The following is an 18,624-nucleotide window of genomic DNA, read 5'->3' as shown; positions in this document are numbered from 1 at the left end:
TAAAAGTGCAGGTAAAAGGTTACCTGCACTTAACGTTGCTTTGCCGGTCAGACGGCAAGTCAAGCATGGGGTGTTTACATGCGGTCGACTACATTCTTCACGGTATCTTTGGCTTTGCCGGTTGCTGTCTGGACCTTACCTTTGGTTTCCTGAACAGCACCTTCAGCGCGCATCTGGTCATTGCCAGTTGCCTTGCCCACGCCCTGCTTCACCTTGCCAGCGACTTCGTTTGCCTTGCCAGCAACCTTATCAGACATGCTACCCATTGGACTTCTCCTTTAAACTTTTCTGCCGTCTGTAGCGGCAGCGTGGAGAAAACGTCAGCGACGCAGGCTGGTTCCAAACGCTGTTGAATTATTTTGAGTCATCAGGCGTGCCCGGCCGTAGTCGACAATGCAGAAAGCTCAATGCCCATCAATGAAAGCGCACGCTGGTACTTGTTATCGAGCGAGCGGTCAAAAATCATACCTTCATTCGCCTCGCAGTTCAGCCAACCATTCTGGACGATTTCTTCCTCCAGTTGGCCCGGCCCCCAACCAGCATACCCAAGCAGCATCGTCGCACGATCCGGTCCACGGCCATTGGAAATGGCACGCACGATATCCAGCGTTGCCGTCAGCGAAATTTCGTCGCTCACCGGAATGCTGGACTCACTGGAATAGTCATCGGAATGCAAAACAAAGCCGCGGCCGCTTTCTACCGGACCACCGCATTGGATCGGGAATTCCCGCGTGTGGTTTGGCAGCATGATAGCGTCGTTGCTGTCCATAAGGTTCAAATGCAGCAACACGTCGGTAAAGGTTATCTGCTGTGGCCGGTTAATGATGAAACCCATGGCACCAGCTGAGGAATGCGCACAAATGTAAATCACTGAACGGGCAAAATTGCCGTCGTTCATCGCTGGCATGGCAATGAGAAATTGCCCATCCAGAAAGCCCCGTTCTCGCTTGTCCATGAGAGTTGAAAACTTCATATTCACCTCCGGATCGTTGGAAACTGTCGGCCCTGCACTTTGCCCAATTCATTCAGGATGCGGTATTGTGACCAATCAATCAACTGAAAATGATTGAATTTTTTTGATATGAAGTGGCAGAGGGCTGGCGGCTGGAGTAAATCAGAACCCATGCGTATTTCCAGATCACTTCAAGCCCTGTCCATATTTGCCAGCCTGAGCGTCCTTGGAACAGCAACTTCCGGCAACGCAACTGTCACCGAATGGGCGGAAAGCGAAGGCGGCCGCATGCGTGTGGTAACACTGGATGTCGACCAACATGGCATGCTTCAAGCCGGACTGGAAATCGAACTCAAGCCAGGGTGGATCACCTATTGGCGTGAACCGGGCGAAGCAGGTATTCCGCCGCATATTGAAGCCAGTTTACCGGGCGGTGGCGTCACTGTTCAATCGCTTGTTTTTCCAGTTCCGAAACTCATCATGAACGGCGAGTTGCGCGATATCGGCTATGATCAGTCCGTGTTGTTGCCCTTCAAACTTGGCGCGTTCGACCCCTCGAAAGAAATCTCTGCCAAGCTATCTGCTTTTATCGGCGTCTGCCAGAATATCTGCATACCGTTTCAGGCCGAGTTCGAAATCAACGTAGGCAGGTCTTCCAAAGCAACCTTGGATGAACGCCAGATCATTGAAACCGCATACAAAAAACTGCCTCAGCAACCCGACGACAACTTCAAGGTCGCATCCTACGCCCACAAACGCGACAATACGGTCACTTTCGACGTCCGGCTACCCGAGGGAGCTGGCGAGACATTCGAGGTCTATTTGACAGGGCCGAATGGCTACGCATTCTCCAGCCCCTCCAATGTCAAGAAGACGGGACGACACGCCGTTTTTGATATGGATGTGAGCGGACTGCCCAAACGCTTCCGCATGCCGGGTAGCAATTGGCGTGTTCTGATAAAGGCCGGTGGCAAGGCAATCGAAAGCCCGCTTCAGTTTTAACAAAATTCATTTTTCACGGACCGATTTAGCCTCTACGGTGCCCCGCGGAAAACCTTTCAGTCATTTCCATTTATTCAACAGGAGCATTCAATGACCATTACAATTGGTGACAAGCTGCCTTCGGCCACCTTCAAGGAAAAAACAGCGGATGGCGCGGTAGAAACCACCACAGAAGACCTTTTCAAGGGTAAGAAGGTTGTTGTTTTCGCCGTTCCGGGCGCGTTTACGCCGACCTGCTCTCTCAACCACCTTCCTGGCTATCTTGAAAATCGCGATGCCATTCTCGCACGCGGCGTTGACGATATTGCTGTCGTTGCGGTCAATGACTGGCATGTCATGGGTGCGTGGGCGCAGTCTTCCGGGGGCCTCGGCAAGATCCACTTCCTGGCTGACTGGGATGCTTCTTTCACAAAGGCACTTGGTCTGGATGCAGATCTGTCTGGTGGCGGCCTTGGCGTTCGCTCCAAGCGCTACTCCATGCTGGTCGATGATGGCGTCGTGAAGTCTCTGAACGTCGAGGAAAACCCAGGCCAGGCCACGGTTTCCTCCGCGGCAACGATGATCGAACAGCTTTGATCTGAAAGACAGTCAAAAAAATCAGGGCACATTCCGGCTGGAATGTGCCCTTTTTGTTGTACGATGGATATCGCGCATCAGGCGCGCGTGCCGCTCAGATCAGCATGTCAAAGACGAGAATTCCCGCCAGTCCGCCATCGGTCAATGTGATGATCTCATCGCCAACCTCAACATGCTGCGGGTGGGTGAGGTAGGCATCACGGGCTTCGATGCTTTCCAGTGTCACGATAAACCCGTCCAGAAAACCGCCATTCAAGCCTTCCGGCGATACATTTTGTCCGAATTTGATATCGAGAATTCCGGGGACAACATCTTTCAAGGCCGCAATGGCATCATAAATTGCCTGCTTTTGATCAGCCGTGGTCGAGGCTTTCAAACGCAGAAATACGCAATGTTGAATCATAAATGACCTCTCCTGTTATTTGACGACAAGATAGGTAGAGATGAGGCTTTGGCAAGGTTAAATCAGACGCCGATTGGCGTCACCGGTTCTTGAACGGCTCCATGCCTTTGCGCGCCAGTTCGTCGGCACGTTCGTTTTCCGGGTGTCCGGCATGACCTTTGACCCAGTGCAGCGTCACCTTGTGCCGGTCACGCGCTTCTTCCAGTGCCTGCCATAGCTCGACATTTTTCACCGGCTTATTGTCGGCGGTTTTCCAGCCTTTTTTCTTCCAGCCGAAAATCCATTTGGTAATACCGTCCTTAACATACGAGCTGTCGGTATAGAGATCGACCTCGCAGGGCGATTTCAGGGCGTTAAGCGCCTGAATTGCCGCCATCAGCTCCATACGGTTGTTGGTCGTTTCCGCCTCGCCGCCGCACATGTCCTTTTCGATTTCTCCGTAACGCAAAACAGCGCCCCAGCCACCCGGTCCTGGATTTCCCGAACAGGCGCCATCGGTAAAAATATCGACGTGTTTCATTCGCTGGCCAATCCGTACTCGGCCACGTCGTTGATGGACCGGTGAAAGCGCAGCTTGCGCAGATATTCAATCGGGTCTTTCTTGACCACCAATGCCCCTTCCGGCGTTGTCAGCCAGTCGTAGAGGCGTGTCAGGAAGAAGCGAAGTGCAGAACCACGCGCCAGCAACGGCAGTGCGTTCAACTCTTCAGCGTTCAGTGGACGTACGGACTGGTACCCCTCCAGCAACGCCTTTCCCTTGGTGACGTTATAGGCGCCATCCTTTTCAAAGCACCAAGCGTTGAGGCAGATGGAAACGTCATAAGCGAGGAAGTCATTGCAGGCGAAATAGAAGTCGATCAGGCCAGACAGTTCGTCGCCCAGGAAGAACACATTGTCCTGAAAGAGATCGGCGTGAATGACGCCAGCCGGCAGATCTTTCGGCCAGTTGGCTGCCAGAAAATCGATTTCCGGCTGGATTTCCTGCTGCAGGCCTTTTTCAACTTCGTCAGCGCGTTCACGGGATTTTTCCCAGAGAACTTTCCAGCCTTCAACGGAAAGCGCGTTCGGTCGCTTGATCTCAAAACCTTCGCCCGCAAGGTGCATGGCCGCCAGAGCCTTGCCGACTTCGCGGCAATGCTTGGCTTCCGGTTTGCGCAGCCACATGCCTTCAAGGAAGGAGATCAGGGCGGCCGGACGGCCTGAAAGCTCACCAAGCAACTCGCCATCCTTGCGGGGTAGCGGCAGCGGGCAGGAAAGTCCCTTGTCTGCCAGATGGTGCATGAGGCCAAGGAAAAACGGCAGGTCCGACTTTTCCACCCGCTTTTCATACAACGTCAGGATCAGCGGCAACTTGGTGGTGTGAAGCAGAAAATTGGTGTTCTCTACACCTTCGGCAATGCCTTTGTAGGAGGTCAATTCCCCTGCATCATAGGCTTCCAGAAAGCTCTTGAGGTCGTCTTCGGTGATATCGGTGTAAACTGCCAATTTGAAGTCTCTTAAATATCAGAGGTTTGCAGCAAAGATGGATTTTGCAGGCATGATGTCGCGTGAATCGCCATTTACGAATGCCATATCGGCCGTGGTCAGTTCAATGCTGCGCAGCTCTCTGTTGACAAGGAAATGCTCGGTTTCTTCAACAGTCACAGCCAGATCCAGTGTCGTGTCGTAACGCTCGCGGAATGCGCTGATAATCTCGTCAACGATCACTTCCGGGGCGGAGGCACCCGCCGACAGGCCAACCGTGCGGATATCGCCAATCACGTCCCAATCGATTTCCGAGGCGCGCTGCACCAGAACGGAGCGTGTTGCCCCTGCCCTCAAGGCCACTTCGACGAGGCGCTTGGAATTGGAAGAGTTGGGTGCACCGACCACGATGAACAGATCACAACCGGGAGCAGCCTGCTTGACCGCTTCCTGGCGATTGGTCGTTGCGTAACAAATACTGTCAGCCGCAGGCGATTGGATGGACGGGAAACGTTCCTGCAGCTTGGCAATAACGCCAGCCGTATCATCCACCGAAAGCGTGGTCTGCGTGACGAAACCGAGATTTTCGGAATCGGCCGGTTCATAGACCGCTGCATCCTCAATGGTTTCGACAAGCGACACGGTACCATCAGGCAATTGACCCATGGTACCGATGACCTCCGGGTGACCGGCATGGCCAATCAACACGACGTGGCGACCCAAACGCTGGTGGCGCATGGCCTGCTTGTGAACCTTGGAAACCAGCGGGCATGTCGCATCGAGATAGAACAGGTTACGGGCCTGCGCATCTTCAGGCACCGACTTCGGCACACCATGGGCCGAAAACACCACCGGCTGCTCACGGTGTTCAGGTGGAATCTCGTTCAGTTCCTCAACGAAGATCGCGCCCTTGGCCTCAAGCCCCTCAACCACGTAGCGGTTGTGAACGATTTCGTGGCGGACATAAACGGGAGCACCATAGGCTTTCAGCGCCAGAACGACGATCTGAATGGCCCGGTCCACGCCTGCACAAAAACCGCGCGGCCCACAGAGCCGAATCGTCAGGGGCGACTTGGAAACGATGGTGTTCATTCCTTCTCCTTGGCGAGCCGGTAAAGTTGCTACCCGGGTTTACCTTTAGTTCCCCGGAAATAGGCAAATCCGGCGACGATGACAAGGGCAGCGGCCAGTCCGTACCATGTTATCGCATATTGGAGATGATTGTTTGGCAAATCGATGAGCGTTACGCCACCTTGCGGCCAGCCACCTGGGTTCGGCGCATCGTTGGCGTCGACAAAAAAGCCCACGACCGTGGCCGGATCAAGACCGGCACTGTTCACCATTGCGTCAAAATCTTTCCAGTAAAAGATATTCTTGGCGAGATCGTTTTCCGGAACCATCGAGGAAGGCTTTTCCGTCAACTTCTCTCGCAGCAGTCCTTCAATAACGACAGGGCCGCTCATTATTTCTCCGGCGAGCCGTGTTGCCGGTTCCTTCAACTCATAGGGCACGAAACCGCGGTTGATGAAAATGAAGCGATCATCCTCCAATCGCAACGGCGTGTAGATGTAATACCCGGTCTGCCCACGATGGGTGGCAAAGAAGTGACGTTCACGGGTATGGTCAAACAAACCCTGAACCTTCACCCGGCGATATTCCAGCGGTTGTTTGCCGAGCATCTGCTCGGCTTGTGCAAGCGTCAGCGGTGCGGCGGTGCGGCGGGTTTCGATGTCCTGCAGCAGCGCCTCTTTCCAGTGCAGGCGTTGTACCTGCCATGTACCAAGTCCTAACAGGATTGCCAGAGCGACCAAGGCGCTCAAGCCAGCGACCAATTTCCGTGTTCTTCCAACTGTTGTCATGTTGATGTCAGCCACGATCTATGCGGCCTTCGCTGGCGTTGTTTCTATATTGCAGGGCAATCATGATGCCTTTCAGAACGCGCAACAGGGTAAGGGACACAATGACCGTCAGTGGCAACCATATCAGGGCGTGAACCCAGACGGGCGGTTCAAATGTAGTCTCAAGCCAGAGCGCTAGACCGACAATCAGGAAACCGACGATCAGCATGACAAACACGGCCGGCCCATCACCCGCATCTGCAAAAGAATAATCAAGCCCGCAGGCTGAACACTCTGGTTTTACCTTGAGAAGACCATCAAACAGTTTCCCCTGCCCGCAGCGCGGGCAATGCCCCTTCAAGCCACACTTAACCGGATCAACCGGTGGATAAAGGGCGCTGTCATCCTGCATGGCTTTTCCTCTGTCTCCACGTATTCCCGCACTAAAGCATGTTTAACGGCAACATGCTTCAAGGCAGGCAAAGAGAAAGGGCGGCATTGCTGCCGCCCGACATTGTCTGTTGTTTGGCGATCAACCGTGAACCGGCGCGCCCCAACCGCCCCAAATATAGATTGCGAAGAACAGGAACAGCCAAACCACGTCAACGAAGTGCCAGTACCAGGCGGCCGCTTCGAGACCAAAGTGTTGTTTCGCCGTAAAGTCCCCGGCTATAGCACGGAACATGCAGACCAGCAGGAACACGGTACCGACGAAAACGTGGAAACCGTGGAAGCCGGTCGCCATAAAGAAGGTGGCGCCGTAGATAGAATTCTTGAAGTCGAACGGCGCGTGCATGTACTCATAGATCTGCACGGACGAGAACAATACGCCAAGAGCAACCGTGAGCGCCAGACCGTTGATCAGCCCCTTGCGATCATTGTGCAGGATCGCATGGTGTGCCCAGGTTACGCAGGTACCCGACAACAGCAGGATAACGGTGTTGTACAGCGGCAGGTGCCATGGATCGATCACCTCGATGCCCTTGGGTGGCCATTGACCGCCGGTATATTCAAGGCGCGAAGCCTGAATTGCCTCATGCGGGTAAAGGCTGGCGTCGAAGTAAGCCCAGAACCATGCCACGAAGAACATGACTTCCGAGGCAATGAACATGATCATGCCGTAACGAAGATGCAACGACACAACACGGGTGTGGTGCCCTTCATGCGCTTCTTTCACGGTGTCTGCCCACCAGGCGTACATGACGTACAGCACCAGCGCGAGGCCGATGTAGAACAGCCAAGGATTGGCCATTTCCAGACCAAACAGCTTCATCGAGCTACCCGAGAGGTAGCGCATATAACAGACGCCACCAAAGGTCAGCACAAATGCACCAACAGCAGCCAGAAGTGGCCAGGGGCTTGGATCTATAATGTGGTAGTCATGTTTCTTTTCGTGCGTGTCTGCCATATCCGACAATTCCCCGAATTGACTGCTTTCCCAAAATCACACCCTCCCGATCAGAGCGTGCGATTCCCTCTCTCAAAGTTTCTGTTCCTGACCTTCTGTTTTCACCGGCAGCGCTGCCACCGGCTTGTCCGTCTTTGACGGATAGAAAGTATAGGACAAAGTCATTGTGTGTATGTCTTTTGTTTCGCGCGTCTTGACGATATCCGGATCGACAAAAAACACCACAGGCATTTCCAGCGTTTCGCCCGGCTGCAAGGTGGTTTCCGTAAAGCAGAAACATTCAACCTTGTTGAAATAGGCGCCCGCTTCCATCGGCGTCACGTTAAAGACAGCTGTGCCCGTGGTCGGGACCGTAGACCGGTTGGTCGCCTTGAAGCGAACCTCGACCGTCTCACCGATCTTAGGATCGATTGAGCGTTGTACCGGACGGAAGTCCCAGTTCAGGCCATTGGATGTGTTGGAATCGAACGTCACCTTTACGGTGCGATCAAGAATGGTCTCGGAGTACTGCTCTACGCGTTGCGTGGTGCCGTTATAACCGGTGACCTGACAAAAAAGGCGATAGAGAGGGACGGCGGCATAGGCCATGCCGACCATGCCACAAACGAATACCAGGCACAGCACCAGAATTGTGCCGTTCCCTGTGCGTTTTGCAGGTCCTACATTTGCCGTTGTCATTTCGCTCCTCCTCCCTTTTTCGTTACGCGCTTCGAAAAACTCCGGGCGTATAACGACCTTTAAGATGCAATTCCTGCACTGCCCGCCATTTCTCCCCGCATTGTTGCGTCAGAGGTGACCGCAGCGCAGTATTGCGCGACATGCTCTAGTGCGATCCAATCTTGATGATCGTAATGACGTAGAAAAGGACCACCAACGCCGCCAATACAAGGCCGAGCGCGATGTTTCTTCCACGTCTGGATTTCTTTTCTGCTTCGCTTGGTTTTACTGTTTCCATGAGGCCCACCCCGCCATTAACGTCTGGAATGATGGCACGAAGTGATCGGCCAGAAGTCCAGAGAAGATCGCGAACAGGTAAAAGATCGAGTAGGCGAACATCTTTTTCGCAGGAACCATCTTTTCATCTCCTTCCGGCATGCGCAGCACGGTCAGAGAGAAATAGATGAAGATCACACTAAGTACGGCCGCGAAAATGCCGTAGCCAACCCCCGCAAGACCGGTAAATGATGGCGCGACAGCGACCGCAGAGGTCAGCAACGTATAGGCCAGCATCTGGTTCTTGGTAGAAGATTCGCCCGCTACATTCGGCATCATCGGGATACCGACGGAACCGTAATCTTTCATCTTGAACAAGGCCAGCGCCCAGAAATGCGCAGGCGTCCAGAGGAAAATGATAAGGAACAGGAGAACGCTGTTCAGCGTCACATCGCCGGTCACACAGGCCCAACCGATCATCGGCGGGAAAGCACCGGCCGCCCCACCGATCACAATGTTCTGTGGTGTCGAGCGCTTCAGCCACATGGTGTAGACCACGGCGTAGAAGAAGATGGTGAAGGCAAGGATGCCTGCGGCAAGCCAGTTCAGCGCCAGTCCAAGGATCATCACCGAGAAGGCCGACAGCGTAAGGCCGAATGCCAGCGCTTCGCCGGGCGCAACGCGACCGGAAGGCACCGGACGATTTGCCGTACGGGTCATCACCGCATCAATATCAGCATCGTACCACATGTTGAGCGCGCCGGAGGCACCTGCGCCAACCGCAATACACAGAATGGCAATGAAGCCGAGTACCGGGTTAAGGCTGCCTGGCGCCACGATAAGACCGGCAAATGCTGTGAATACGACAAGCGACATAACGCGTGGCTTGAGCAATTCGAAATAATCACGAGCACCGGCTTCTGACAGACCAGAGCCTTTCGCATCCAATACGTCGTGATTGTCGATAACAGTCATTTCAAACTTAATCCTGATTCAATCAGGATACCGCGCGCATCGGCGCGATATCCTTGTACCAACGTCATTTCGCCTTAGCGAATGCGCGGAAGCTGTTCCCACTGGTGGTATGGAGGCGGAGAGGAAAGCTGCCATTCAAGGGTGGTTGCACCCTCGCCCCACGGATTATCACCCGCAACACGCTTCCTCGCCAAGGCTTCCCATACACCGTAAAGGAAGATGAGAACAGCCACTGCGGAAATATAAGAACCGTAGGACGACACCATGTTCCAGCCGGCATAGGCATCCGGATAGTCGATGTAACGACGTGGCATGCCTGCAAGACCGAGGAAGTGCTGCGGGAAGAACACCAGATTCACGCCCACGAACATTACCCAGAAGTGAATGTTACCAATGGTTTCGCTGTACATATAACCGGTGATCTTCGGGAACCAGTAGTACCAGCCTGCAAAGATCGCAAACACCGCACCCAATGACAGCACGTAGTGGAAGTGTGCAACCACGTAATAGGTGTCATGCAGCGAACGGTCGAGACCGGCATTGGCGAGCTGTACGCCCGTGACGCCACCAACCGTGAACAGGAAGATGAAGCCGATAGCCCAGATCATCGGTGTGCGGAAGCTGAGTGAGCCACCCCACATCGTGGCAATCCACGAGAAGATCTTGATGCCGGTCGGAACGGCGATAACCATCGTGGCGAACACGAAGTAACGCTGTGCTTCCAGCGACAGGCCAACCGTATACATGTGGTGGGCCCAAACGATGAAGCCGACGGCGCCGATGGCGACCATAGCGTAAGCCATGCCAAGGTAACCGAATACCGGCTTTTTCGAGAACGTCGAAACGATGTGGCTGACGATGCCGAAAGCAGGCAGGATCAGAATGTACACTTCCGGATGACCGAAGAACCAGAACAGGTGCTGGTAGAGAATCGGGTCACCGCCGCCTTCCGGCGAGAAGAATGCAGTGCCGAAGTTACGGTCAGTCAGCAGCATGGTGATGCCACCAGCCAGAACAGGCATGGAGAGCAAGAGCAGGAACGCAGTTACCAGAACCGACCATGCAAACAGCGGCATTTTGTGCAGGGTCATGCCCGGCGCACGCATGTTGAGAATGGTGGTGATGAAGTTGATCGCACCCAGGATCGAAGATGCGCCTGAAACGTGAAGCGCAAAGATCGCAAGGTCAACCGCCGGTCCCGGCATGCCGGTTGTCGACAGTGGCGGATAAAGCGTCCAGCCGCCACCGACACCATAAGCACCTGCTGGTCCTTCCACGAAAAGCGACAGGATAAGCAGAATGAATGCCGGAACGATGAGCCAGAACGAAATATTGTTCAGACGCGGGAAAGCCATGTCAGGCGCACCGATCATGATCGGCACCATCCAGTTGGCAAAACCACCGATCAACGCCGGCATCACCATGAAGAAGATCATGATGAGGGCGTGTGCAGTGGTGAACACGTTGAACATGTGCTTGCCGCCATCGATAGCGGCATCGCCTTCAAAACCATAAACCATGGCCGCAAGACCGTGGAAAATCTGAATGCCAGGCTCCTGCAACTCCATACGCATGACAACCGAAAGGCCGCCACCGACGATACCCGCGATGATCGCGAAAATCAGGTAGAGAGTGCCGATGTCTTTGTGGTTCGTCGACAAGAACCAGCGGGCGAAAAAGCCCGGTGTATGTGCATGATGTTCGTCATGCACGTGCTCGTTGTGAGCGGAATGACCATGAGAGTGATGGTCGTCGTGTGCGGAATGTCCAGCCATTTGCCTCACCCTACCTTTACTTGGTTTCGTTTCCAGCCACTTCGACGGTGCTTACCCCACCCTCGACAGAAGCAGTCAGTGCCTTGTTGGCTGCGCCCAGGTCAGAGCCTGCGGCGGCATGCCAGCTATTGTACTGATCTTCGGAAACCACTCGTATGGCGATTGGCATGAAAGCATGATCCTTGCCGCAAAGCTCGGAACATTGACCATAATAAAGACCTTCACGGTCAGCCTTGAACCATGTTTCGTTCAGACGGCCCGGTACGGCATCGATCTTGATACCGAAGGCTGGCATTGCAAAAGAATGGATAACATCTGTCGGAGCAGCCGTCACCAGAAGGCGAACGGTCTTGCCAACCGGAACGACCAGTTCATTATCGACAGCCAGAAGGCGCGGATAAACAGCCTTGTCGGTCTTGCCGGCGGCGTCTCTATCTTCTTCCTTGAGCATGTAGCTATCGAAAGATACGGGTTCGGCCCCCTCAGCCGCCGCATATTCATAGCTCCACAGCCACTGCGTCGCAGTCGCCTTCAATGTCAGGTCCGGATTTTCCGGCTGAATAAGCTGTGCATTCAACAGCTTGAAAGACGGGAAAGCCAAGAACAGCAGGATCAGAACTGGCGCCAGTGTCCAGACGACCTCGATTGCCGTGTTATGGCTGGTCTTGGATGCAACCGGATTGGCGGCTGCACGAAACTTGATTGCCACCAGGATCAGCAGCGCAAGCACAAAAAGCGTAACCGGCACAATGAACCACAGGGTGTACTGCTCAAACGCACGAATGTCGTGCATAATAATTGTGGCAGCTTCCTGCATCCCCATTTGCCAATGTACCGGCTGGTCGGCATGGGCGCCGCCAGCCGTGAGCAGACAGAAAAATGCCCCCAGCGCCACGTAAATTCTGTTAATCACGGTATCTCTCCCTCACGCGTTTGATCCATCTCAAACTCAAACGCAGAATCCATGCTATAGAATAAACTCAAACCATAGTTTGCACGTCGCCGCAATATCCGCAATCGAAAGCGGGTGCGGCTTTTTGGCATTCATCAATTTCAGAATGTTTTTCATCGTTTATATCTAAAAAACATGAAGTAGCTGGCATATCAGGCTTGTTTGAAGATTTCACGGGGAAGTCCAATTTCCGCCGCACTCAACTGGAATTGAAGGATTAAGGCTTTCATTTCCTTGAGCGAAGGGCAAAATAGCCGCATTGATTCGAATTCCAGAGGTACTCATGGGTTTCACCCCGTTTGCCCGCACTGTGCTTGCAGCCGCGGGACTAGCGATCATCATGCCGACAGTATCGGTCATGGCACAGCAACCGCAGCCTGCACCCGGCCAGCCACCCGCTCCGGGCATGGCGCGTTCCAACCATGGATCGTGGTCGGTGATTTGCGACAAGCCGGCTGGTGCGTCTGAAGAGCAGTGTGCGCTGATGCAGAACGTGATTGCGGATGACAGGCCCGAAGTTGGTCTCTCCGTTGTCGTGCTAAAGACCGCTGACCGTAAATCCCGCATCCTGCGCATTCTGGCGCCGCTTGGCGTGCTGCTGAAAGACGGGATGGAACTTTACGTCGACAACAACAATATCGGCCGCGCCTATTTCACACGTTGTTTCTCTGAAGGTTGCTACGTGGAAGTGGACATTGACGACGAGCTGATGAAGGTGTTGCGTGCCGGTAAGGCAGCCGTTTTTGCGCTGCGGGAATCGGTTGATCAGGATCGTGTTGGTATTCCGATCGAACTTTCCGGCTTTTCCGAAGGGTACGACGCACTCCCCTAACCAGATTGCCTGACCGCTGGCCTGCTTGCGCCAGCGACCACCAGAGCCTACATCATACCTTGAGGGCGTTCGCAGACCCGGCGGACGCCCTTCATAATTTTACGCTATGGTCTGCGCTATCAGGGATTAGGTCCGATAGTGACGGCAACCACGGCAAACCGATGGAGCATGTGATGACGAAAGATCTTCTGTCCCTATTTGATTGCGACGAAGCAAAGATGCGCGCGCTTGTGGCAGATGCTCTTTCGGGAGCGGATGACGGTGAACTGTTTATCGAACATGCGCAGGCGGAATCACTGACCTTCGACAATGGTCGCCTGAAGGGCGGCAGCTTCAACACCGACCAGGGATTTGGCCTGCGCGCCGTGGCCGGCGAGACTGTCGGTTACGCCCATGCCGGTGAGTTGTCTGAAGGCGCATTCAAACGCGCGGCGGATGCTGTTTCTGCCGTAACGAAGGGTTATTCCGGTTCTTACGCTGCCGCTCCACAGGGAACAAACCGCAAGCTTTACGGTGACGAGAACCCGATCGGTTCACCAAGCTTCGAAGAAAAAGTGAAGCTGCTGCAGGATATCGACACCTATCTTCGCGACAAGGATCCGAAGGTCCGTCAGGTGACGGCATCGGTTTCGGCAAGCTGGCAGATCGTTGATATTTTGCGTGCCGACGGTCACCGTGTCAGCGACATTCGCCCGATGACCCGTATCAACATCTCCGTTATTGCCGGAGAAGGCGACCGCCAGGAAAGCGGCTCCTTCGGGTCGGGCGGACGTGTCGGCTTTGGTGATTTTATCGCGACAGACAACTGGCAACGCGGCGCCGACGAGGCGTTGCGTCAGGCACTGGTTAATCTGAGCGCCATCGATGCGCCCGCCGGCACCATGGATGTCGTGCTAGGTTCCGGCTGGCCGGGTGTGATGTTGCATGAGGCGGTTGGCCACGGCCTTGAGGGTGACTTCAATCGCAAGAAAACCTCAGCCTTTGCAGGTTTGCTGGGCGAGATGGTTGCAGCACCTGATGTGACCGTGGTTGACGATGGCACCATAGATAACCGTCGCGGCTCCATCACCATCGATGATGAAGGCACACCGTCTGCCTACAATGTCCTGATCGAAAATGGCAAACTGGTCGGTTACATGCAGGACCGTCAGAATGCCCGCCTGATGGGTATGACGCCGACGGGCAACGGCAGGCGGCAGGGTTATTCCCATGTACCAATGCCCCGCATGACCAACACCTACATGCTGGGCGGCAACAAGACGCCGGAAGAAATTATCGCTTCGGTCAAGAAGGGCATTTATGCAGTATCCTTCGGTGGTGGTCAGGTGGACATCACCTCCGGCAAGTTCGTGTTCGGCTGCACCGAAGCCTACCTGATCGAAAACGGCAAGATCGGTGCGCCGGTAAAGGGCGCAATGCTGATTGGCAACGGCCCGGATGCCATGAAGCGCATCTCTATGGTTGGTAACGACATGAAACTCGACACCGGCATTGGCAACTGTGGCAAGGCAGGCCAGTGGGTTCCAGTTGGGGTTGGCCAGCCGCACCTGCGCATGGATCAGGTCACCGTCGGCGGCACACAGGCTTAAACCCTCATGGGAACGAAGGTTGAAATCGTTTCCTATGATGCCTCATGGCCACTTGAATTCGAAAAAATCCGGCAGGACATACACATCCTTCTGCCGGGCAAACTCCTAGATATCGAGCATATTGGCAGCACCGCCGTTATTGGCCTGTCTGCCAAGCCCTGTATCGATGTAGACATCATCCTTAATGATCTCACTGAGATGGATTCTTGCAGAGCCGCTCTGGAAGACGCTGGTTATGAACCACGCGGCAGTCGTTATGGCGACGGCGTCTGGGCGTTCTTGCGTCGCGGCGCCCTACTCCATCAGCGTCTTTATGGATGTCCGCCTGATAGTTTGACCCATACCCGCCGTGTTTTGTTCAGGGACAGGCTGCGCGAGAACAGCCAACTTGCTCGGCAGTACCAGCGGTTAAAACTGCAACTGGCACAAAAGTATGAATATGATGGCGACGCCTATACGCGCGCCAAGACCGACTTCATCAACACAATCATCGACGCAGCTGTGCGCGATTTGTAAAAGATAATGCCAAGGCAAATGTATCAGGGCTGCGGTGCGAGGTCCGGATCATCGGAACAGTTACCGGTCATCATACATAATGAGCCGATCTGCGGCACACGCTGCGGCAAACCATTGATACGCTCACAGCGATTGATGGTTTCAGCAAAGACATTGTCGAGCTGCGTGCCATCAACCATGACGACATCATTTCTGATGGTGGGTTCGGCGCCATCAGCGATCATCAGCGCCAAGGAGCGGATGGCAATATTGGCGTGGTGACATGGCCCCATTTGCAAAGCAATCTGGTGTGGATCAACCGCCATCAGCGCCAGCTCTTCACTGACATCCTGTTCCTGCTGTTCGACGATCAGCGTCAGAATATTGAGGAACTCTCCATCCTTGGCCTGAATATCTTCAGCCAACTGCGTGAGCTTTTCGAGATCACCTGATTTTACGTAAACGGCAATCTCATTCTCCAGCCGCTGCGCTTGCACCGCTTCGCCGAACGACGCCATCGCCGCTTTCATGACCACCTCGTCCATGGCATGCGCAGAACCACTGAGTGTCAAAGCCACCACGGAACACAATGCTAGGGCCGGAACACAGGTGGCTTTTATTACACGGGCAAACAGCCCGGCCTGAAACGACTTTGTCTTGGACAACACGCGAATACTCATCATCAAGATACACTGTGTGTCCGGTGCGCGGTGCCAATCCGCCACGCACCGGACAGATGCTCACGGGTACATGCGTACCTTGCTCCAGTCACCTTCTGCCGTGTCGCGTCTGAATTCCACCCGGTCATGCAGGCGGAAATTACGATCGTGCCAAAACTCGATGGTAACGGGGCGGATACGGAAACCGGACCAATGCGGCGGGCGCGGAATGTCTCCAACCGCATAACGTACGGTATATTCGGCAACGGCCTTTTCCAGCGCAAACCGGCTTTCCAGCGGGCGCGACTGCTTGGACGCCCATGCTCCGATGCGGCTGCCACGCGGGCGGGACGCGTAGTACGCATCCGCTTCTTCGTCGCTGACAGTTTCCACGTCGCCACGGATACGGACCTGTCGGCGCAAGGATTTCCAGTGAAAACACATGGCTGCCTTTTTCTGGCCAAGAATTTCCAGTCCCTTGCGGCTCTCGAAGTTCGTATAGAATACGAACCCTCGCTCATCAAAATCCTTGAGGAGAACCATGCGGACGCTCGGCATGCCGTATTCATCGACAGTTGCCAGTGCGACCGCATTCGGATCGTTGATCTCGGACGCGGTTGCGTCGTTCAGCCATTGCCCGAAAAGAGCAAAGGGTTCGTTTTCCTCGGTGAAGTCACCGGTTGTTAACCCACTTTCAGACATATTGAATAAAAAGCTCCTGAACTGATTGGCAAACCCGGAGATGATCTCCGGCATGAAGATGGTGAACGTCATAGCAAAGTCGAACAGGCGAACAAAGAGCAGCTTGCAAACAGGCGCAGGTGTTTTCCTGAGCATGGCGGCTGTTTTGATGCTTACATCGTGTGTCAGCAGCCTCAACCTGTTTGGTGGCGACAAGGCTGATACCAGCCTTTCCACGGCCTCCGTGTCCGGTGGCAACCGCCCCACTGTTCAGACAGACGATGTTACCGTGCGCAATGCCGTAACGTCAGCCGATCTTTCAAAACTATCCAATTCTCCCCTTCCCTGGGCCAATACCACAACCGGCAGTGCTGGCGTGATTACCGCCATTCGCGAAGACAACTCCACCGGCTTCCTTTGCCGCAACTTCGACACCACCCGTCATTCCTATGAGGGTATCGCCAGCTATTCGGGCCAAACGTGCCTTTCAGAAGCGGGCGAATGGTTGATGACCCGCTTCAACCAGAAATAATCTATTTACCTTATCCACGCGAAAACCCGCCGGGAACCCGGCTGAACCGCCCGCGTAAAGGTCTGATTAGCAACTTATCGCCAAAGTCTTGTGCAGTTTAAGCAGGAAGAGGGCGCGAATGATCGCGACCAGCTTACCGCAAGTGTATTTTCACCCTCGTTCTCATGATGAGAAGAACAGGGAAAAGCGTTACCGGTGGTTCATATGCGTGATCCTTATTCCGTGCTTGGCGTCAAACGTGACGCTCCCGCCGACGAGATCAAGGCGGCGTGGCGCTCGAAAGCCAAGTCAATCCATCCCGACCAGAACCGGGATGACCCCAATGCATCGCAGCGTTTTGCCGAGGTTGGGCAGGCCTATGACGTTCTGAAAGATCCCAAAAAGCGCGACCGCTATGATCAGGCGCGCAAGGCAGCGGCACAAAAACACCGCGAGCAAACCATCATGCAGCAGCGCGAAGCCGCCCGTGAGGCCGCCGAACGCGCAAAGGCTGCCGAAAAGCTGATGGAAGAATTGGCAAAGGCCGAGGCCCGCAAACCGCAGGGCACTGCCTCCGGCAAGCCTGTCGATGCGACAGCACCCGAAGCCCCGGAAGATATGCTGGAGCGGATTTTTGGTGCGCAGGCGCGCCAGCAGCAGGCAAAAACCTCTGCAAGCGACAGCAGCACTTCCGGTACGACTGGCACTTCTGGCAACGGAACATCAGACGAGACTCAGGCCTATTCCGAAACCGATGGATCCGGTGACAAGACACCGGCGGCTATTGCTGCTGCCGGATCATTCATCACATCCCTTTTCAAGCGCCTGACGGGCACAAGCCAGGTGATTGAAAAAGCGCCTGATATCACCGCAGAAGCAACTGTCACTGTCAGCGATTTCCTGGAAAAGAAATCTGTCAGCTTGACGCTGAGCGACGAACGCGAGGTCCGGTTCCAGATTGAGCCTGGCATGACCGACGGTCATATCGTACGGCTTAGGGGTCAGGGCCTGAAGATTCCCGGCATGCAGCGCGGCGATCTAACCATTACCCTGCTTGCCGCACGCAGCGACAATTTCAGGATCAATGGCTACGATATCCACACTCCTCTTTCGGTGTCGCTGCAGGATGCCGTGCTCGGTTGTGAGACTACATTGCAGGCTCCCGAAGGCGAAATTTCCGTCACCGTGCCGGCATGGTCCGGTTCCGACCAGACGATCCGTATTCCTGGTAAAGGTCTCTACGACGACAAGGGCGAACGTGGTGATCTGGTAATGGAAATCCGCATCGTGCTTCTGGAAAAGCCCGACGAAAAGGTAACAGACCTGATGCGCCATATGCGTCAGGGCCTTTATTTGTGACATTTTCACGAAACCTGTTGGTCAAGCACCCTTTGTGACACTCCCTAACAGGAGATGATCCTCTGCCTGCTTGAACCGGCAAGCAGGCTATGCCATAGGCAGGTCAATCCACTGCATCACCCTAAATCGGAATCGATTTGCGGTGAAAATCTTGCAGCAACTTAAAATATTACAGCGTCCTTGTGCGTTTTCTCAAACGCACAAGGACGCTGTAGGTATC

General features: G+C 54.5%; 22 protein-coding genes. 7 read left to right on the top strand and 15 right to left on the bottom strand.

The annotated features are described in order from the left end of the window. Positions 1-74: 74 nt before the first annotated feature. Complete coding sequence (locus ACZ5FM_RS02575) at positions 75-266, bottom strand: CsbD family protein (RefSeq protein WP_192487186.1); 192 nt, start codon at positions 264-266, stop codon at positions 75-77. A gap of 101 nt (positions 267-367) precedes the next feature. Continuing rightward, positions 368-973: a YqgE/AlgH family protein gene (locus ACZ5FM_RS02570; RefSeq protein ID WP_192487185.1), complete on the bottom strand. Its 606-nt coding sequence runs from the start codon at positions 971-973 to the stop codon at positions 368-370. A 150-nt stretch (positions 974-1,123) separates the two neighbouring features. On the opposite strand from ACZ5FM_RS02570, the gene ACZ5FM_RS02565 reads away from it, so the two are divergent. Together ACZ5FM_RS02565 and ACZ5FM_RS02560 are read left to right on the top strand one after the other, a co-directional pair. Then, positions 1,124-1,954, top strand: a complete 831-nt coding sequence (locus tag ACZ5FM_RS02565; RefSeq protein WP_464039609.1) for a protein-disulfide reductase DsbD domain-containing protein — start codon at positions 1,124-1,126, stop codon at positions 1,952-1,954. A gap of 90 nt (positions 1,955-2,044) precedes the next feature. Then, complete coding sequence (locus tag ACZ5FM_RS02560; protein WP_312943390.1) at positions 2,045-2,530, top strand: peroxiredoxin; 486 nt, start codon at positions 2,045-2,047, stop codon at positions 2,528-2,530. A 94-nt stretch (positions 2,531-2,624) separates the two neighbouring features. On the opposite strand, the gene ACZ5FM_RS02555 is transcribed toward ACZ5FM_RS02560, so the two are convergent. The 11 genes from ACZ5FM_RS02555 to coxB form a co-directional block, all read right to left on the bottom strand. After that, complete coding sequence (locus tag ACZ5FM_RS02555) at positions 2,625-2,933, bottom strand: Dabb family protein (protein ID WP_275640657.1); 309 nt, start codon at positions 2,931-2,933, stop codon at positions 2,625-2,627. 79 nt (positions 2,934-3,012) lie between these two features. Beyond that, a complete protein-coding gene (rnhA, locus tag ACZ5FM_RS02550) occupies positions 3,013-3,453 on the bottom strand; it encodes a ribonuclease HI (protein WP_464039608.1) in 441 nt (146 codons plus the stop codon). Further along, positions 3,450-4,418 carry a homoserine kinase gene (locus ACZ5FM_RS02545; protein ID WP_464039606.1) on the bottom strand — a complete coding sequence of 323 codons (969 nt, stop codon included), beginning with the start codon at positions 4,416-4,418 and terminating at the stop codon, positions 3,450-3,452. The genes rnhA and ACZ5FM_RS02545 overlap by 4 nt, the downstream gene beginning before the upstream one ends. Positions 4,419-4,436: 18 nt before the next feature. After that, complete coding sequence (gene ispH / locus ACZ5FM_RS02540) at positions 4,437-5,489, bottom strand: 4-hydroxy-3-methylbut-2-enyl diphosphate reductase (RefSeq protein ID WP_250983165.1); 1,053 nt, start codon at positions 5,487-5,489, stop codon at positions 4,437-4,439. Between the two features lie 29 nt (positions 5,490-5,518). Next, positions 5,519-6,256 carry an SURF1 family protein gene (locus ACZ5FM_RS02535; protein WP_464039604.1) on the bottom strand — a complete coding sequence of 246 codons (738 nt, stop codon included), beginning with the start codon at positions 6,254-6,256 and terminating at the stop codon, positions 5,519-5,521. 7 nt (positions 6,257-6,263) lie between these two features. Further along, positions 6,264-6,647, bottom strand: coding sequence for a DUF983 domain-containing protein (locus ACZ5FM_RS02530; protein WP_192487177.1), 384 nt, complete (start codon positions 6,645-6,647; stop codon positions 6,264-6,266). Between the two features lie 120 nt (positions 6,648-6,767). Then, complete coding sequence (locus ACZ5FM_RS02525) at positions 6,768-7,643, bottom strand: cytochrome c oxidase subunit 3 (protein WP_250983167.1); 876 nt, start codon at positions 7,641-7,643, stop codon at positions 6,768-6,770. 72 nt (positions 7,644-7,715) lie between these two features. Then, on the bottom strand, positions 7,716-8,321 hold the full coding sequence (locus ACZ5FM_RS02520) for a cytochrome c oxidase assembly protein (RefSeq protein ID WP_250983168.1): 606 nt from the start codon (positions 8,319-8,321) through the stop codon (positions 7,716-7,718). Between the two features lie 264 nt (positions 8,322-8,585). Next, positions 8,586-9,551: a heme o synthase gene (gene cyoE / locus ACZ5FM_RS02515; protein ID WP_464039603.1), complete on the bottom strand. Its 966-nt coding sequence runs from the start codon at positions 9,549-9,551 to the stop codon at positions 8,586-8,588. Between the two features lie 74 nt (positions 9,552-9,625). Further along, a complete protein-coding gene (ctaD, locus tag ACZ5FM_RS02510; RefSeq protein WP_250983170.1) occupies positions 9,626-11,326 on the bottom strand; it encodes a cytochrome c oxidase subunit I in 1,701 nt (566 codons plus the stop codon). A 16-nt stretch (positions 11,327-11,342) separates the two neighbouring features. Then, complete coding sequence (gene coxB / locus ACZ5FM_RS02505) at positions 11,343-12,239, bottom strand: cytochrome c oxidase subunit II (RefSeq protein WP_275640653.1); 897 nt, start codon at positions 12,237-12,239, stop codon at positions 11,343-11,345. Positions 12,240-12,561: 322 nt separating this feature from the next. Here coxB and ACZ5FM_RS02500 point away from each other — a divergent pair, with 322 nt between their 5' ends. The 3 genes from ACZ5FM_RS02500 (at position 12,562) to ACZ5FM_RS02490 (ending at position 15,215) form a co-directional block, all read left to right on the top strand. Beyond that, positions 12,562-13,110, top strand: coding sequence for an invasion associated locus B family protein (locus ACZ5FM_RS02500; protein WP_312943380.1), 549 nt, complete (start codon positions 12,562-12,564; stop codon positions 13,108-13,110). A 173-nt stretch (positions 13,111-13,283) separates the two neighbouring features. Then, on the top strand, positions 13,284-14,699 hold the full coding sequence (tldD, locus tag ACZ5FM_RS02495; RefSeq protein ID WP_192487171.1) for a metalloprotease TldD: 1,416 nt from the start codon (positions 13,284-13,286) through the stop codon (positions 14,697-14,699). 6 nt (positions 14,700-14,705) lie between these two features. Continuing rightward, positions 14,706-15,215: a GrpB family protein gene (locus ACZ5FM_RS02490; protein ID WP_464039602.1), complete on the top strand. Its 510-nt coding sequence runs from the start codon at positions 14,706-14,708 to the stop codon at positions 15,213-15,215. Between the two features lie 23 nt (positions 15,216-15,238). Here the strand turns inward: ACZ5FM_RS02490 and ACZ5FM_RS02485 are convergent, their stop codons facing one another. Continuing rightward, positions 15,239-15,862 carry a hypothetical protein gene (locus tag ACZ5FM_RS02485; RefSeq protein ID WP_464039601.1) on the bottom strand — a complete coding sequence of 208 codons (624 nt, stop codon included), beginning with the start codon at positions 15,860-15,862 and terminating at the stop codon, positions 15,239-15,241. Positions 15,863-15,934: 72 nt separating this feature from the next. Further along, positions 15,935-16,555, bottom strand: a complete 621-nt coding sequence (gene pdxH, locus ACZ5FM_RS02480) for a pyridoxamine 5'-phosphate oxidase (protein ID WP_250983176.1) — start codon at positions 16,553-16,555, stop codon at positions 15,935-15,937. A gap of 148 nt (positions 16,556-16,703) precedes the next feature. Between pdxH and ACZ5FM_RS02475 the strand changes: the two genes are divergently transcribed. After that, complete coding sequence (locus ACZ5FM_RS02475) at positions 16,704-17,066, top strand: RT0821/Lpp0805 family surface protein (RefSeq protein WP_371815226.1); 363 nt, start codon at positions 16,704-16,706, stop codon at positions 17,064-17,066. A 204-nt stretch (positions 17,067-17,270) separates the two neighbouring features. Further along, positions 17,271-18,404, top strand: a complete 1,134-nt coding sequence (locus ACZ5FM_RS02470; protein ID WP_464039600.1) for a DnaJ C-terminal domain-containing protein — start codon at positions 17,271-17,273, stop codon at positions 18,402-18,404. Positions 18,405-18,624: the final 220 nt, after the last annotated feature.

The organism is Agrobacterium sp. 5Ca50 (assembly GCF_055381905.1).
This window is presented reverse-complemented; position numbering and strand designations above follow the sequence as displayed.

Coding starts and splice junctions, on each gene's coding strand:
- ACZ5FM_RS02575 (WP_192487186.1), bottom strand. CDS start 266: ATGGGTAGCATGTCTGATAAGGTTGCTGGCAAGGCAAACGAAGTCGCT.
- ACZ5FM_RS02570 (WP_192487185.1), bottom strand. CDS start 973: ATGAAGTTTTCAACTCTCATGGACAAGCGAGAACGGGGCTTTCTGGAT.
- ACZ5FM_RS02565 (WP_464039609.1), top strand. CDS start 1,124: ATGCGTATTTCCAGATCACTTCAAGCCCTGTCCATATTTGCCAGCCTG.
- ACZ5FM_RS02560 (WP_312943390.1), top strand. CDS start 2,045: ATGACCATTACAATTGGTGACAAGCTGCCTTCGGCCACCTTCAAGGAA.
- ACZ5FM_RS02555 (WP_275640657.1), bottom strand. CDS start 2,933: ATGATTCAACATTGCGTATTTCTGCGTTTGAAAGCCTCGACCACGGCT.
- rnhA (WP_464039608.1), bottom strand. CDS start 3,453: ATGAAACACGTCGATATTTTTACCGATGGCGCCTGTTCGGGAAATCCA.
- ispH (WP_250983165.1), bottom strand. CDS start 5,489: ATGAACACCATCGTTTCCAAGTCGCCCCTGACGATTCGGCTCTGTGGG.
- ACZ5FM_RS02535 (WP_464039604.1), bottom strand. CDS start 6,256: ATGACAACAGTTGGAAGAACACGGAAATTGGTCGCTGGCTTGAGCGCC.
- ACZ5FM_RS02530 (WP_192487177.1), bottom strand. CDS start 6,647: ATGCAGGATGACAGCGCCCTTTATCCACCGGTTGATCCGGTTAAGTGT.
- ACZ5FM_RS02525 (WP_250983167.1), bottom strand. CDS start 7,643: ATGGCAGACACGCACGAAAAGAAACATGACTACCACATTATAGATCCA.
- ACZ5FM_RS02520 (WP_250983168.1), bottom strand. CDS start 8,321: ATGACAACGGCAAATGTAGGACCTGCAAAACGCACAGGGAACGGCACA.
- cyoE (WP_464039603.1), bottom strand. CDS start 9,551: ATGACTGTTATCGACAATCACGACGTATTGGATGCGAAAGGCTCTGGT.
- ctaD (WP_250983170.1), bottom strand. CDS start 11,326: ATGGCTGGACATTCCGCACACGACGACCATCACTCTCATGGTCATTCC.
- ACZ5FM_RS02500 (WP_312943380.1), top strand. CDS start 12,562: ATGGGTTTCACCCCGTTTGCCCGCACTGTGCTTGCAGCCGCGGGACTA.
- tldD (WP_192487171.1), top strand. CDS start 13,284: ATGACGAAAGATCTTCTGTCCCTATTTGATTGCGACGAAGCAAAGATG.
- ACZ5FM_RS02490 (WP_464039602.1), top strand. CDS start 14,706: ATGGGAACGAAGGTTGAAATCGTTTCCTATGATGCCTCATGGCCACTT.
- pdxH (WP_250983176.1), bottom strand. CDS start 16,555: ATGTCTGAAAGTGGGTTAACAACCGGTGACTTCACCGAGGAAAACGAA.
- ACZ5FM_RS02475 (WP_371815226.1), top strand. CDS start 16,704: ATGCTTACATCGTGTGTCAGCAGCCTCAACCTGTTTGGTGGCGACAAG.
- ACZ5FM_RS02470 (WP_464039600.1), top strand. CDS start 17,271: ATGCGTGATCCTTATTCCGTGCTTGGCGTCAAACGTGACGCTCCCGCC.